We start from the raw sequence: 15,588 nt of genomic DNA, 5'->3' as shown, positions 1-15,588 counted from the left end.
GTTGTTCCTTGTGATATCAGAGACGGATACGATGGCTGCGGCCGAGCCTGAACTCGTGCTTGAGCACGAAGCAACTGGTGGCGATCAGGCCCGACAGCCCCAGTACCAGCTGCGTCAGGGTGTCGTGCGGCAGCACCCATACGCTGCCGGCGGGCGGCGCCACGCCGGTGGCGGCGCTGATCACCGGGTTGACCCATGCGGCCTCTTCGGTCACGTCCAGCAAGACCTGCCCTTCGGAGGTGGTGTGCAGGTAGATCTCGCCGCCCAGTTCCAGCCTGAAGCAGATGCCCTGGCCGGCATTGACCGTATTGAGCTTGTTGCGCCAGACCACCGCTTGCAGTTCGCGGTCATAGGTGTCGATCCAGGTCTCTACCTCGTGCGCGTTCTGCAGCACGATCCACGCGCGTGGCGTGGGCAGGGTGTCGATACCGCTGACGGCGTCATCGGGAAACAAGGGCTCTGGGGGCTGGGACATGGTGTGCAGGTTGTCGTTTGGAACGGCAGTATACCTGCTCGCGGCACGGTGCCACCAGTTGCCACCAGCGGCCATTCGTCACGCGCGACCACAACCCTTGCCACCGTGACCGGCGGCTTGCCGTGCAAAGCGCCGCCGGTTTCAATGGTCGTAGGCCAGCGCCGGTAATGTCGGCAATGCGGGTTGGTCGGCGCGCCTGCCGTCGAGCTTGAACACCGCTACCAGCCGGGTCAGTTGCGAAGCCTGGTCCTGCAGCGACTGGGCCGCGGCGGCGGCCTGTTCGACCAATGCCGCGTTCTGCTGCGTGACATGATCCATCTGCACGATGGCCAGGTTCACCTGCTCGATCCCGGAGCTCTGCTCCTGTCCGGCGGTGCTGATCTCGTTGACCACGGCACTGACCCGCTGCACGCTGTGGACCATTTCTCCGATGGTGGTGCCAGCCTGTTCCACCAGCTTGCTACCGTCGCTGACGCGTTCGACCGAGTCGGCGATCAGTTCCTTGATCTCGCGGGCAGCCGTGGCCGAGCGTTGGGCCAGCGAGCGCACCTCCGAGGCCACCACCGCGAAGCCGCGGCCTTGTTCCCCGGCACGCGCGGCTTCCACGGCAGCGTTGAGGGCGAGGATGTTGGTCTGGAAGGCAATGCCATCGATGACGCTGATGATGTCGACGATCTTCCTGGACGATTCGTTGATCGCACCCATGGTCTCGACCACCTTGCCCACCATTGCGCCGCCGCGGCCGGCCAGGGTCGAGGCCGAGCCGGCCAGCTGGTCGGCCTGGCGCGCGTTGTCGGCATTCTGCTTGACGGTGGAGGTCAGTTGCTCCATCGACGAGGCGGTCTCCTCGAGCGAAGCTGCTTGCTGTTCGGTGCGCGAGGACAGGTCGAGGTTGCCGCGCGCGATCTCGCTGCTGGCAGTGGTGATGGTGTCGGTCGAGGCCCGTACCTGGCTGACGATATCGAGCAGGTTGTCGTTCATCTTCTTCAATGCCCGCAACAGCTTGCTGGTTTCGTCGCGCCCCGCGCTATCGATGGCCGAGGTCAGGTCGCCGGCGGCCACCGTCTCGGCCACATGCACGGCGCGATCGAGCGGACGGGTGATGCTGCGGGTGATCAGCCAGGCGATCAGCGTGGCTGCCAGCAAACCGACGATGGTCAGGCCGAGCAACAGGTTGCGGGCATGCCGGTAGTTGTCCTCGACCTCGTCGCCGGCGGCCTTCATCATCTCCTGCTGGTGCTTGATGAGGGCATCGGCGGCGTTCATGGTGGCGCTTTGTACCGGCCGCACCTCGCCGATGAGCACATCGATGGCGCCCTCCTTGACGCCTTGTTCGACCATCGTCAGCACTTTCTGGCGCTTGTCGATATAGGCCGCCAGCGCCTGGTTCAGGCTTGCCAGCAGCGCCCGGCTCTGGGCATCGGCCAGCATCCGGTCAAGTCGCGCCAGGTCGTCCCGGGTGGCGCGGTCGGCGCCGGTGATGCGGTCCGATTCGCTCTGGATCTGCCTGGCATCCTTGAGCAGCAGGATGTTGCGCACCGAGCGTGCCACCAGGTTGAGCTGGTCGACGATATCGCCGGCCACCACCGTCTTCGGGTATTTGTCATGGATGACGTCGCCCATCTGCCGGTTCAATTGTGCCAGCCGGCCGATGCCGGTAGCCGCCATCGCCAGCATCAACACCATCAGAAGGCCGAAGCCCAGCCACAGGCGCAGGCGGATCGTTACGTTGGAAATATGCACGGTGCTTCCCCTGTCGTTGTCGTATCAGTGAAAGATGCTGCATGGAAACGCTGACGTTATGCGCCGCAGCGCTAGTGGCTGGGCAATTCTTGGGGCTGCTGGTCTTCGACTTAGGCATTGGCGGCCCTGCGTTTTCATCATAGTGGAGAAACGCGGCCAACGGCAACCTGCGACAGGCGCCGCGCCATCGTGTTGCGGCCAGTCCACGAGCGCCGAGATGGCCGATCCACTGTGCCGCAACATCATCGTCGAACCTGACGGCCTGTGCGAGCAAGGCCTGCCGCAAGGGCGTCGGTATCGAGCGTGTCGTGCGGCCTTGTGGGTGAGCCGAATTCCTATCGTATTTAGTCCGTCGATTGCCGAAAAACCCAAGTCAAATCATGCCGGCCGGCAGAGCCCATGGCGACTTCTGATAAATCTCCGATATGTCCTGCGGGCCCGCGGCGTGCCCGGACCTGTCGAGGCGTGACGCTGATGCCGCGTGCTTGATCGAGGTTTTCCGGGATCAATCGAATGATCAGATGCACAAGATGAATAACCCTTACACCAGCTTGCCTGGACACAAGTTCTGGCGAAATGCCGTCGCGGATCTGCGCTCCAGCGGCCGCCTGCATCACCTTTGGCGTCCCAGGTTCAGCCTGACCCGGGACGATCCGGTCATCACCGTCGGATCGTGTTTTGCGCAGCACATCAGCCGGTACCTGATCGTCAACGGGTTCTCCTGGGTCGACAGCGAGCCGGCACCGGCCTCGCTTGGCGAGGACGAGAGGGAAAAACTTGGCTATGGGGTGTTCTCGTTCCGAACCGGGAATATCTATACGCCAGCCTTGCTCGAGCAATGGATCGATCTGGCACTGGGGGGCGGCAAGCAAGCGGGGGAGGGGGCCGATTGCTTCAGCGCAGACGGGAAGTTCTTCGATCCGCTCAGGCCCGCGATCAATGCGTACGGGTATGGGAGCTTGCAAGAGGCAATCGATGCCCGCTCGGTGACCTTGCACAACATCGAGCAGGCGATCATCCGTGCCAATACGTTCATCTTTACACTAGGCTTGACCGAAGCCTGGCGGCATAGGGATGGGACGGTTTTTCCTGTTTGTCCCGGGACCATCAGGGGTTGTTTCGATCCCGACCTGCATCAATTCCATAATTACGATTACGACGAAACCGTCGCGACCATGCAGCGCGTGATTGCGAAGATACGCAAGGTCAATCCGGCGATGCGATTTCTGCTGACCGTTTCTCCTGTCCCTCTTACGGCCACCGCAGATTGCGCGCACATCCTGCCGGCCACGACTTATTCAAAGTCGGTGCTGAGGGCTGCTGCCGGTTTCCTGTCCAGCACCGAGCTCGACGTCGACTACTTTCCTTCCTACGAACTGGTCTCGTCCCCGCTATTTGCAGCCAAGGCATTCGCCGACAACATGCGCTCGGTGACCGACGAAGGCGTGTCGTTCGTCATGGCGCATTTCATGGCAGCGCTGGGAATGGGTGCCGATGCCCAGGCCGGTGCATCGCAAGCTTGCAGTGCCAAGCCTGGCGCAGGCGCTCATTGCAGTGATGCGGTTTGTGAGGACCTGATACTGGAAAGCTGGAGCAGGAAAGACGATGCTCCGGTCCAGGACGCTGCCGATCTCCTGTTGGTGGGCGATTCGCACATGGGGAAGATATCCACGGAATTGAACAAGCTCGGCACGGCGCACTGCGGTGGGGCGATCATGTGGGGATCACGCTGGCACCACCAGCTCTATACCACGCACGACACCAGGATATTCGTTCCTCATGAGCCCGGTGCCGAGGCGCTATGGGTCGAATCGCTCCGGGCGCTCGGCGGGTCGATTCCTCCGGCGGCAAAAAAGCGCTTGAAGGTCATCACGAATATCGGTGCGCATACCCACATGATGCCCCACGAATTTCTCAATGCGCTGATCGGCCAGGGCGTGCTCACGGCAGGTAATCTCAATGTCAGCCGAAAGGACGTTCACCAGTACCTGGTTCATGCAAGGACGCACCTGTTCGAGATCGTGAAAAGAATTGTCGGGCTGGGGCACGAGGTGATCTGGGTGTCCGATCCGCCTTCTCAGCAATATCACGCAGCGCTGCACGCCGTCTTCGATGAAATACTCTGCGAATTCGCGGAGTCGGTCGGCGCGAGGGCTTTCAATGCCAGGGTCTGGATAGGCGCTAATGGAGGATGGACCGAAGATGCCTACCGATCCGATGAGATCGACAAATCGACCGGTGACTTTGACCGTATTCACGGCAATGATCGGTACTATCGGACCATTACCGGGCAGTTGCAAACCATGCTCGGAGAATCCAGCTAAGGCGGCACTACAGATGACAAAAGGGTTCCGGCGGACTGGAACCCTTTTTCATTGCTGCTGAATTTCTGGTAGGCCGTGCGGGATTCGAACCTGCGACCAAGGGGTTAAAAAGCCCCTTGCCACCCCGCAGGCCTATCCAGTTTTATCTTCCAGGCGCAAAGCCTACGGTCGTGACGCCCCATCGCTGCCCCACATCGGCCACACGATCGCCACGCTCGTCGATTCGTCCGCACAGCTTTTACCGCTGATCCTCATCTCCTCGGTTGCCCATGAATGACGAATCGAAGATGTCTTTCGAGAGCTGGCCGCTCCGGGATAAGCGCATAGAGCGCTGATGGGCTCGGAAGATGCGTGCCTTGTTTCTTTCGGGCATTGCACGGATCGCCTCCAAACGCCCGGTGGTGCTACCTGATTTAGATGATGTTGGTATATTTTTCGCCCAAATTTAAAACAGAAAAATTAGAAAATATCGCCTTTTGGTGCAGCAAAAAACACAAATTAAACGAAATTTAGCTTGTGGCGCCAGATGCCTTGAAAAACAAAATATAAATTAAGTATTTGTTTTTAAAGGATTAAATTTTATCCATGCTCTGGAATATCGCATCTGGATTTGATCTGGCACAAGGATTGCTAGATATCCGTTATTGCATGCAATAGATCGTGCAACAACGACAAGTTCGATCCTGTTTTCCAAAGCGGCGATGCTGCGTTGGAAAACCGGCCGAACGGCAAACGGGGTTCCTTATCTACATGAGCCAGAATTCTTCTTCTCTCTCGCCGCAGCCTGTGCTGCAGGCGCAAGTCATTCTTCAGGAGCAATTGCCGGCGATGCTGGTGCTGCTTGAGGAGCTGGTCAACATCGACAGCGGTTCCTACGACATCGAGGGCGTCAGCCGCGTGAGCGCGCGCTTGTCGGGTTTGCTGGCCGACATGGGCTTCGCCATTGAACAGTTGCCGGTACCCGAGCGGGCCGACCTGGTGGTGGCGACACATCGCATGGGCGGCCGCGGCCGGCTGGTGATCCTGGGGCATTGCGACACGGTCTGGCCGGCCGGCACCGTGGCCGACTGGCCTTATGCGCGTCTGGATGAAGCGCGCGCCACTGGGCCGGGCGTCGGCGACATGAAGGGCGGCCTGGTAATGGCGTTGTTCGCATTGCGCACGCTGATCGCCGGTGGTTTCGATGCGCTGGAATCAATTCGCTTCATCCTGGTCCCCGACGAAGAGTTGGGCAGCACCCACAGCCGTGCGCTGATCGAGCAACAAGCGCGCGACGCCGACGTGGTGCTGGTGCTGGAGCCCGGTCGCCCGGGCGGCGGCGTGATCAGTGCGCGCGGCGCGCTGGGTGCCTTCTTCATGAAGGCGCACGGTTGTAGCGCACATTGCGCCAGCAACTACGCCAAGGGGGCCAGCGCTCTGCGTGAACTCGCGGGCAAGGTGGTCGAACTCGACGGACTCTCCGATCCGGACAACGGCGCCATCGTCAACGTCGGCGTGCTGCAGGGCGGCACCGCGCGCCAGGTGGTGCCGGGCGAGGCGCGCATGGATATCGACCTGCGCGCCCGTACCGATGCCCAGGCCGCCGCGCTGCGGGCATCGATCGAGCGCATTGCCGCCGACCGGCGCGATGACCGCGTAGCGGTCGAACTCACCGGCCGCCTGACGCGGCCCGCCTTTACCAGTGAACGCAACCGCACGCTGGTGGCGCTGGCGAAATCGGTGGCCGACGAACTGTCGCTGGCGATCTTCGAGGCGCCGCCGGCCGGCGGCGGTTCGGACGGCAACTTCACCGCCGCCCAGGGCATTCCTACCCTGGATGGCCTCGGTCCGGTCTGCCACGACATCTGCAGCCGGCAGGAAATCATCGAACTCCAAAGCCTGGTCGACCGCGGCGCATTGTTCTGCGGCCTGATCCAGCAACTTCCTTCACTTCTTTCTCAAGGCAACTGACATGGCACTGCTCACCGGCAATCAATATCGCGAATCCCTGAAGGACGGCCGACAAGTCTTCATCAACGGCGAACGCGTCGAGGACGTCACCACCCATCCGGCGATCAAGCCCATGGTCGATGCGATGGCCGCGCTCTACGACCTGCAGCACGACGAGCGCTACAAGGACGTGTTCGGCTACATCAACGAGGACGGCGAAGTCGCCAGCCGCGTCTACAAGCTGCCCGAAACCATCGAGGACCTGCGCAACCGCCGCGAGATGACCGCCGCGATCCTCAACGAAGTGAGCCCTGTGATCGACCGCTTCGGCGACGAGACCGTCACGCCGCTGTTCGTCATGAAGGACCGCAAGGCGCTGCTCGACAAGTACGACACCCGCTACTACGAGAACGCGGTGCGCTGGCTCAAGAAGCTGCAGGTCAGCAACTGGTTCCTGACCTCCGGCAACACCGACCCCAAGGGCGACCGCAGCAAGCAGCCCTACCAGCAGGACGATCCTGACATGTACACCCGCGTGGTGGAAGAGCGCGAAGACGGCATCATCATCCGCGGCGCCAAGTTCGAGACCGGCGCCTGCTATGCGCACGCGGCCTTCGTCAAGCCGACCGTCGGCGCCTGGATCCCGGAAAATACCGACTATGCCGTGGCCTGCATCGTGCCGCTGAATTCGCCCAACCTGCGCCATATCTGCCGCGCGCCGCACTTCAGCGGCGCCAACGGTTTCGATAAGCCGCTGTCGTCGCAGTTCGACGAGCTGGACACCCTGATCGTGTTCGACGATGTTTTCGTGCCGTGGGAAAACGTGATCTTCTCGCGCAAGCCGGAACTGGCCGCGCTGATCCGCCAGGATTTGCACAACTGGGCCGCGCAGGGCTTCCTGAACCGCGCCTATGCCAAGGCCGACACCCTGGTGGGCGCCGCACTGCTGGTGACCGAGCATACCCGTCTTGGTGCGATTCCCGCCATCCGCGAAAAGATCGCCGCGCTGATGGGCTACCGCGAAACCATCCGTGCCTTCATCTTCGCCTCCGAGGCCGAGCACCAGGTCAGCGAGAGCGGCATGATCATGCCCAACCTGAGCATCCAGAATGCCGGCCGCGTCTATGCGTCATCCAACTTCTACGAGATGGTGCAGATCTTGCGTGACCTGGCAGGCGGCACTGCCGTGATGCAACCCGACGAGCGCTCGCTGCGCAGCCCGCTGACCGGTCCGGACGTACAGAAATATTTTCGCATCGGCGATGTGACTGCCGAGAATCGTCTCAAGGTGCTCAACCTGGTCGCCGAGCTGACCGCCAGCAGCTTCGCCGGCCGCATGTGCGCCTACGCCATGTTTGCCGAGAGCCCGCCGATGGTGCAGGCGATGTCGCTCTACAGCAGCTTCGACCGCAAGGGTTCCATGCAGCGCGCCGCACGCCTGGCCGGCGTGGCCGTTTGAACGGTGCCACCTAACTTATCGCTGATCCATTGAATCCACAGACGGGCATTTCCATGACAGAACCACTCCACGCGCCGACCGGCGTCGGCCTGGTCATCGACCAGGTGCGCAAGCACTACGGGGCTTTCACCGCGCTCGATGACATCTCCCTGTCCGTGCCGCCGGGCGCCTTGTTGACGCTGCTGGGACCCAGCGGTTGCGGCAAGTCGACGCTGCTGCGCATCATCGCCGGGTTTGCCAGCGCCACCAGCGGGCAGGTGCAGATCGGCGGCAGCAATGTCGCCAACGTGCCGCCGTTCCAGCGCGAGACCGCCATGGTGTTCCAGAGCTATGCACTGTTTCCGCACATGCGCATCGTCGAGAATGTGATGTTCGGCCTGAAGATGCGCAAGGTGAAACAGGCGGCCGCCCGCGAACGCGCCATGCAGGCGCTGGAGATGGTGCGCCTGGCGCACCTGGCCGACCGTTATCCGGCGCAGCTATCCGGCGGCCAGCAGCAGCGCGCCGCGCTGGCCCGCGCACTGGTCACCGATCCCAAGATCCTGCTGTTGGATGAGCCCTTCGGCGCGCTCGACAAGAGCCTGCGCGAGGAGATGCAGGTCGAGCTGCGCAAGCTGCAGAAGAGCGTCGGCGTCACCACGGTCTGCGTTACCCACGACCAGGCCGAGGCGATGACCATCTCCGACTACGTGGCGGTGATGAAGGACGGTAAGCTGGAGCAGTTCGGCCGCCCGCTGGACATCTACGACCGCCCGCGGTCCGAATTCGTTGCCACCTTCATCGGCAGCGCCAATGTATTCAAGGGTACGGTGCAGTCGGTCGCCGAGGGCCGCATCGACATCGGCCTGCCGGGCGCGGGCACGGTCAACCTGGCCGGTGCGCGTAGTGCCGGGCAGGCGGCCGCCGTGGCGGTGCGCCCGGGCGCGATGGCCATCGATGTCGCCGGCGGCGCGGCGAACGGCGCCGCCACCGGCGCCTTGCACATGCCCGGCCAGGTGGCGTTCTGCGTCAACCTGGGGCATGGCGTGAGCTACGAGGTCAGCGTGCCGGGCCTGGGAAAGGTCATGGTGGAGCGCCCGCGCCGCCAGGACGACGTGCTGTTCGAAGCCGGCCAGCAAGTGGAGCTCAGCGCCGCCGCCTGCGACTGCGTGCTGCTGGAGGCCTGACATGGGTAACGACAAGGACGCGCTCCAGCACCGCGCATCGCCCTGGAACTTCGCGCCCGCCTTCGTGGTGATGGCATTCTTTTTCAGCGCCTACGCGGCCTTCCTCTACACCAGCCTGCTGCACCAGGTGCCGGGGCAGGCCACCTACGGCGGTGAGCCCAGCCTGGCCAACTACGCACGCTATTTCAGTTCCGCTTCCGACCTGGCGGTGCTGGGCAAGACGCTGTGGCTGTCGGCGGAGCTGACGCTGGCCTCGCTGGTGCTGGGTTACCCGGTGGCCTACGTGATCGTGCGCGCCGAATCCGGTCTCCTGCGCGGCGTACTGCTGGGCGCGATGGCGGTGACCTTCCTGTCCGGTTCGGTCACGCGCGCCTATGCCTGGCTCATCATTCTCGGCAACAACGGCCTGATCAATGCGCTGCTCAAGCAGCTGGGCGTCATCGCCAAGCCGCTGCAGCTGGTCTACAACGAGACCGGCGTGTTCATCGCGCTGCTGCACTTCGTGCTGCCGTTCTTCGTGCTGACCATGATGGGGCCGCTGAAGAACGTGCCGCGCGCGCTGGAAGAGTCCGCCATCAACCTCGGCGCCACGCGCTGGCGCGCCTTCGTCCACGTGACGCTGCCGCTGGCGGTGCCCGGCATCATCGCGGCCAGTTCGCTGACCTTCGCGATGGCGCTGAGCTCCTTCCTGTTCCCGATGGTGCTGGGCGGCGGGCGGGTGCGCATGGTGGCCAACGCCATCTATGAGTACATCTTCGCCTCTTACGACTTTCCCTTCGCCGCAGCGACCGCGACGGTATTCCTGGCCGTCGCCCTGTTCTTCGTCTGGGCGTTCTCGGCGGCGCAGCGGGCCTTTACGCCCGGAATGAAAAGGAGCGACTGATGCACGGCAACTACAAGCTCTACTCGCCGGCGGTGCTGGCGCTGGCGCTGGCCACCGGCGTGTTCCTGCTGGCGCCGGTGATCTTCATCGTGATCTACGCCTTCAACGAAGGCAGCTACTTCAGCTGGCCGATGGCCGGGCTGTCGCTGCGCTGGTTCGGCAACTTCTTCGCCAACGAGCGCTTCATGTCGGCGGCCCGGGTCAGCACCGGCATGGGCGCCATCGTGACGCCGCTGAGCCTGGCGATTGCCGTGCCGACCGCCTATGCGCTGGTGCGCTGCAAGTTCCGTGGGCGCGAGCTGATCAATGCCTTGCTGATGTCGCCCCTGCTGATTCCCGGCGTGGTGACTGGCATCGCCTTCCTGATCTACCTGAGCAACATTGGCATCGGTCCCGGCTTCACCGGCCTGGTGATCGCGATGACCTGCTTCAGCCTGCCGTTCGCGGTGCGCACCCTGGTGGCCAACATGCACGGCCTGCGGCCGGAGCTGGAAGACGTGGCGCGCAACCTGGGCGCGGGCGACTGGTCGGTGTTCTGGCGCGTGGTGTTGCCGCAGCTGCGCCCGGGCCTGCTGGCCGGCGGCACCTTCGTGTTCGTGGAGGCGATCGACAATTTCTCGATATCGGTCTTCCTGACCACGGCCGACATGAGCACGCTGCCGGTCGAGGGCTACAGCTACATCCGCGACTTCGACGATCCTACCGTGGCCGCCATGGCAGTGGTGCTGATCGCGCTGTCGACCGCACTGGTGCTGCTGGCCGGACGGCTGGTGGGACTCAACCGCATGTTCCGCATCGAATGACCATGACAACCATCTCCCTGCCAACGGCCGATGCCGCCATCGATGCCCGGGCGCTGTTTCTCGACGCCATGCGCCACACCGCCGCCTCGGTGGCGGTGGTAACCACCGACGGCCCGGGTGGACGTGCGGGCGTCACCGTCAGCGCGGTGTGTTCGCTGTCGGCCGATCCACCCTCGGTACTGGTGTGCATCCACGAGAAGAGCCCGGTGCTGGACATCATCCGGCGCAATGCCTCGTTCTGCGTCAACCTGCTGGGCGCCGACCAGAGCCACGTGGCCGACAGCTTTGCCGGTCGCATCCCGAAATGGCGCGCGGATCGCTTCGCCTGCGCCGACTGGGAGACCGCCGCCAGCGGCGCGCCGGTGCTGCGGCAGGCGCTGGCGTCGCTGGACTGCAGCCTGGCGCGCGACGTCCATCACGCCACGCATGCGGTATTGATCGGCGAGGTCGGCGCCATCCATATGGCGCCACGCGACGGCCTGCTGTATGTCGACCGCGCCTATCGCTGCATCGGCGCGGCTGCGCCGGCGCATGCGGAGGTGCTGGCATGACCTTCTCCATCATCGCGCGCTGCGCCCGCACCGGCATGCTGGGCATGGCGGTCACCTCATCGAGCCTGTGCGTGGCCAGCCGCTGCGCCTGGACCCGCGCCGGTGCCGGCGTGGTGGCCACGCAGAACCTGACCGATCCGGGCCTGGGCGTGCTGGGCCTGGACTTGCTGGAGCACGGCCTGCCCGCGGCCGCAGTGCTGGACATGCTGGTGCGCGCCGACCCGCAGTCTGCCTATCGCCAGCTGCTGGTGCTGGACACCCAGGGCCGTACCGCCCATTTCACCGGCGCCCGGGCGCTGCCCACACATGCCTATGCGCTGGGCGTCGACTGCGCCGCCGCCGGCAACATGCTGGCCGACAGCGGCGTGCCGCAGGCGATGATCGCCGGCTTTGCCGCCAGCGCCGACCTGCCGCTGGCCGAGCGCCTGCTGCGCGCACTGGAGCAGGGGCTGGCGGCCGGCGGCGAGGAGCGGGAGCTGCGCTCGGCCGGGGTGCAGGTGGCGCATGCCCTGAAGTGGCCGGTGGTCGACCTGCGCGTGGATGGGCAAGACCGTCCGCTGCAGGCGCTGCGCGCGCTGTGGCAACTGTATGAACCGCTGCAGGACGGCTACGTCAGCCGCGCCTCTGCACCGCAAGACTACGTCCTGGCGCCTGCCGCGCCGGCATCGACAACGGAGGCTTCACGATGAAATTGCTGTATTCCACCTCTTCGCCGTTCGTGCGCAAGATCACCATCCTGATCCATGAACTTGGCCTGAACGACCGCGTCGAGCGCCTCCCCAGCGCGGCCAACCCGTTGCAGCGCGACGAGCGCATCACCCGCTACAACCCGCTGGGCAAGGTGCCGGTACTGGTCACCGATAACGCAACGGCGCTGTTCGATTCGCGCGTCATCGCCGACTACCTGTGCAGCCTGGTGCCGGGCAATGCCTTGCTGCCAGCGCAAGGCGATGCACGCTGGGTAATTCTGCGCAACCAGGCGCTGGCCGATGGCCTGCTCGATGCAGCCTTGCTGGTGCGCTACGAAATCGGACCGCGTCCCGAAGCCCATCGCTGGAGCGGCTGGGTAGAGGCGCAGAGCGCCAAGATCACCGCCGCGCTCGACATGCTCGAACACGAAGCGGCCGCCTGGGCCGGCCGTTTCGATCTCGCAATACTCGCCGCCGGCTGTGCGCTGGCCTATCTCGACCTGCGCTTGGCCGAACTGGAATGGCGTACGCGCTGCCCCGTCCTGGCACAGGTCATGGCGCCGGTGCTGGCGCGCGATGCATTCGCGCAAACCGTTCCGGTGCTGCCCGCCCCTGTTGCACCTGCTATTGCACGGCCCTGAACCCCACCAACGTCATCAAGGAAACTATCGTGAGCGATCTCTCCAACTCAATTACCGCAACGGCCGCCGCCGGCGATGCCGCCGCCTACATGGCATCGATCTCCCCGCAGGAGCGCAAGGTGCGGGAAGACCTGGCAGCCGCCTATCGCCTGGTTGCCCTGCTGGGCATGGAAGACAGCATCTGGACTCACATCTCGGCCAGGGTGCCGGGCACGCACGACCAGTTCCTGCTCAATCCGCACGGCGTGCTGTTCCGCGACGTCACCGCATCCTCGCTGGTGAAGATCGACACCGAGGGTCGCATCCTGCAGCCGACCAGGCATTCGGTCAATGCCGCCGGCTTCGTCGTGCACAGCGCGGTGCACATGGCACGTTCCGACGCGGGCTGCGTGGTTCACCTGCATACCGTGGCCGGCGTGGCGGTGTCGTCGCTGGCCTGCGGCGTGCTGCCGACCAACCAATGGTCGTTCCAGTTCCACAACCGCGTGGCCTACCACGACTATGAAGGCATCGCGCTGGATACCGACGAGCGCGAGCGCCTGATCGCCGACCTCGGCCCGACCGCGCGCGTGCTGGTGCTGCGCAACCACGGCATGCTCACCCTCGGCCAGACCATCGCGGACGCCTTCATCCTGATGCGCAACCTGGACATGTCCTGCCAGGCGCAGATGGCGATTTCGGCCACCGGCCTGCCGGTCACCGAAGTGTCGCAAGAAGTGGCCGAGCACACCGCGCGCCAGTACGAACGCAGCGTCGAGAAGCACCACGCCGATCCGTCGACATCGTCCATCAGCCTCGAATGGAATGCATTGGTGCGCCGTCTTTCGCCGCCGGAGCCGACCCACTTCAGCGACTGATCAAGACCACCGATACCAGGGCTGCCCGCGCCCGGCCAGGGCCGGTGCGGGTAGCGGACCTGATGCATGAGACAATTTCGCGCTTTCTACGGCCTTATCAACACTGTTATTGCATGCAGCAATGAATGCTGGCATGGATTCTGCTAAGCCGATTCTGTTTTCATCAGCCGCTACCACAACAACGCGAGACAACCCAATGAACCGTACGCCTCAAGTACCTGCCACCGCTTCCGCTGATTCCGCCAAGGACCTGGCCGCCATGGTCGACGCCAATACCCCCTGGTTCGTCCCCAGGGGCGTGCCGGTGGCCCGCATGGCGGACCAGATCTACCGCCGCCTGCGCACGGCCATCCTGAGTGGCGAGATTCCAGCGCGCACGCGGCTGGTGGAGCTGGAAGTGGCGGCGCGCCTGCAGGTCAGCCGCACCCCGGTGCGCGAAGCGATCTCGCGCCTGGTGAGCGACCTGCTGGTGACGCCGATGACCTATGGCGGCGTCGAGGTCGTCGATACCGCCGAAGAGCAGGGCGACATCTTTGTGATACGCGAGGCGCTGGAAGGCACGGCCGCGCGCCTGGCCGCCGAGCGCATCACCGATGCCGAGCTGCAGGCGCTCGACCAGGTGCTGGAAGACAGCAAGGCGCTGCCGCTGGATGCCCTGGCCGAGCGCGCCGAGCTCAACGACCGCTTCCACACGCTGATACTGAAGGCGGCCCGTTCGCAGCGCCTGATCCAGATGGTCGAAGGCTTCCGCGAGTTCTTCATCGATGAAGTCAAGCTGATGCGGTACACCCAGCGCGACACCCAGACCGCGCTCAAGCATCACCAGGAAATCGTCGAGGCGCTGCGCGCGCACGACGCCAAGCGGGCCGAACGCCTGGCTCGCAACCACCTTGAACACAGCAAGGCACGCCTGCAAAAGCCGGGCAAGCGTCGCCGTCCTTAGTCTGATTTACCGGCCCACCATCTGCCACCTCCACAGCCATGACAAATCCAACTTTTCGCTTGCTTCGCTCCGCCTTTGCGGCCGCCGCCCTCGGCCTCGTCATTTCCGCGCCCGCGCAGGCGCAGGAAAAGTCCATCAACGTGATGATGTGGGGCTCCACCTGGCAAACCGCGCTGCAGCAGTCCAGCGCCGATTTCACCAAGAAGACCGGCATCAAGGTCAACCTGGTGACCCAGGCCAGTTCGGGCGAGGGGCTGGTGAAGTTGCAGACCATGAAGGCCAAGCCCACCATCGACGTGTGGTTCACCACCGCTTCGGTGGCCGAACGCGCGGTGACCGACGATGCGCTGTTCGCGCCGCTGCCGGCGGCCAGGATGAGCAACCTGGGCGAGCTGGCCAAGGGTACCGCCACCGACAGGTACGTGGGCATCTATGGCTATCCGGTGTCGATCATCTATCGCACCGACCTCGTGCAGCAGCCGATCAAGACCTGGTCCGACCTGTGGCAGCCGCGCTTTGCCGGCAAGCTGGCGGTGCCGGCGATGGGCGTCTACCAGGGCCGTGCCCTGATGATCGCGGCGATGAGCGGCGGCGGCAGCGCCACCGATGCCGACAAGGGCTTCGAGATGCTGGGCAAGCTCAAGCCCAACGTGGTGATGTTCTACGGTACCGATACCCAGGCCCGCCAGGCGCTGGCGCAGGGTGAAGTCTCGGTGCTGGTCGGCCCGCCGTCGCAGGCCAAGCGCATGGCCGATGCCGGTCGTCCGGTCGCGGTGGTGAGCCCGAAGCCGGCCATCATGAACTTCGATGTGGCGACCATCGTGCGCTCCGGCAAGGAAGACCTGGCGGCGCAGTACATCAACTTCCTGCTGGAGCGCGAAGCCAACCAGGCGCTGGCCGGCAACCTCAACATGAGCCCGGTCAACAAGAACGCCAAGCCTTCCGACTATCTGGCGCCGATGCTGCCCAAGCCGGAAGACGCGTTCATTCCCAGTGAAGAATTCGTCAACCAGCACATCGCCGCCTGGACCGAGCGTTTCAACCGCGACATCGTCAAGTAATGGCATGACGCCATGAACCCGGGCCTGCCACCGTCAAGGGGCAGGCCCTTTTTCCTTCGACTCC

Annotated in this window: 14 protein-coding genes; 12 read left to right on the top strand and 2 right to left on the bottom strand. The window is 64.1% G+C overall.

Annotation, left to right across the window (positions count from 1 at the left end; genetic code table 11):
* Positions 1-16: 16 nt before the first annotated feature.
* Together PMI40_RS14130 and PMI40_RS14125 are read right to left on the bottom strand one after the other, a co-directional pair.
* Complete coding sequence (locus tag PMI40_RS14130) at positions 17-475, bottom strand: hypothetical protein (RefSeq protein ID WP_008116544.1); 459 nt, start codon at positions 473-475, stop codon at positions 17-19.
* Between the two features lie 141 nt (positions 476-616).
* Complete coding sequence (locus tag PMI40_RS14125; RefSeq protein ID WP_008116542.1) at positions 617-2,218, bottom strand: methyl-accepting chemotaxis protein; 1,602 nt, start codon at positions 2,216-2,218, stop codon at positions 617-619.
* A gap of 485 nt (positions 2,219-2,703) precedes the next feature.
* On the opposite strand from PMI40_RS14125, the gene PMI40_RS23300 reads away from it, so the two are divergent.
* The 12 genes from PMI40_RS23300 (at position 2,704) to PMI40_RS14060 (ending at position 15,524) form a co-directional block, all read left to right on the top strand.
* A complete protein-coding gene (locus tag PMI40_RS23300; RefSeq protein ID WP_202949708.1) occupies positions 2,704-4,542 on the top strand; it encodes a GSCFA domain-containing protein in 1,839 nt (612 codons plus the stop codon).
* Between the two features lie 750 nt (positions 4,543-5,292).
* A complete protein-coding gene (locus PMI40_RS14110) occupies positions 5,293-6,492 on the top strand; it encodes a M20 family metallopeptidase (protein WP_008116537.1) in 1,200 nt (399 codons plus the stop codon).
* Position 6,493: 1 nt separating this feature from the next.
* Positions 6,494-7,930 (top strand): 4-hydroxyphenylacetate 3-hydroxylase family protein, encoded by a 1,437-nt coding sequence (locus PMI40_RS14105; RefSeq protein WP_008116535.1) that lies wholly within the window; start codon positions 6,494-6,496, stop codon positions 7,928-7,930.
* Positions 7,931-7,983: 53 nt separating this feature from the next.
* Positions 7,984-9,096, top strand: coding sequence for an ABC transporter ATP-binding protein (locus PMI40_RS14100; RefSeq protein ID WP_008116532.1), 1,113 nt, complete (start codon positions 7,984-7,986; stop codon positions 9,094-9,096).
* 1 nt (position 9,097) lies between these two features.
* Positions 9,098-9,979, top strand: a complete 882-nt coding sequence (locus PMI40_RS14095) for an ABC transporter permease (protein ID WP_008116530.1) — start codon at positions 9,098-9,100, stop codon at positions 9,977-9,979.
* Positions 9,979-10,782 carry an ABC transporter permease gene (locus tag PMI40_RS14090; protein WP_008116528.1) on the top strand — a complete coding sequence of 268 codons (804 nt, stop codon included), beginning with the start codon at positions 9,979-9,981 and terminating at the stop codon, positions 10,780-10,782. The genes PMI40_RS14095 and PMI40_RS14090 overlap by 1 nt, the downstream gene beginning before the upstream one ends.
* Before the next feature lie 2 nt (positions 10,783-10,784).
* Complete coding sequence (locus PMI40_RS14085) at positions 10,785-11,333, top strand: flavin reductase (protein ID WP_040502075.1); 549 nt, start codon at positions 10,785-10,787, stop codon at positions 11,331-11,333.
* A complete protein-coding gene (locus PMI40_RS14080; protein WP_008116524.1) occupies positions 11,330-12,022 on the top strand; it encodes a DUF1028 domain-containing protein in 693 nt (230 codons plus the stop codon). The genes PMI40_RS14085 and PMI40_RS14080 overlap by 4 nt, the downstream gene beginning before the upstream one ends.
* Complete coding sequence (locus tag PMI40_RS14075) at positions 12,019-12,663, top strand: glutathione S-transferase N-terminal domain-containing protein (RefSeq protein ID WP_008116521.1); 645 nt, start codon at positions 12,019-12,021, stop codon at positions 12,661-12,663. The genes PMI40_RS14080 and PMI40_RS14075 overlap by 4 nt, the downstream gene beginning before the upstream one ends.
* Positions 12,664-12,713: 50 nt before the next feature.
* A complete protein-coding gene (locus tag PMI40_RS14070; RefSeq protein WP_255348140.1) occupies positions 12,714-13,520 on the top strand; it encodes a class II aldolase/adducin family protein in 807 nt (268 codons plus the stop codon).
* A 196-nt stretch (positions 13,521-13,716) separates the two neighbouring features.
* A complete protein-coding gene (locus tag PMI40_RS14065) occupies positions 13,717-14,463 on the top strand; it encodes a GntR family transcriptional regulator (protein WP_040502063.1) in 747 nt (248 codons plus the stop codon).
* A gap of 59 nt (positions 14,464-14,522) precedes the next feature.
* Positions 14,523-15,524, top strand: a complete 1,002-nt coding sequence (locus PMI40_RS14060; protein ID WP_040502062.1) for a PotD/PotF family extracellular solute-binding protein — start codon at positions 14,523-14,525, stop codon at positions 15,522-15,524.
* Positions 15,525-15,588 lie beyond the last annotated feature (64 nt).

This window comes from Herbaspirillum sp. YR522 (genome assembly GCF_000282575.1).
GTDB lineage: Bacteria > Pseudomonadota > Gammaproteobacteria > Burkholderiales > Burkholderiaceae_D > Herbaspirillum.
Note: the sequence above shows the minus strand (reverse complement) of the source record. Positions and strands in the feature narration are given on the sequence as shown.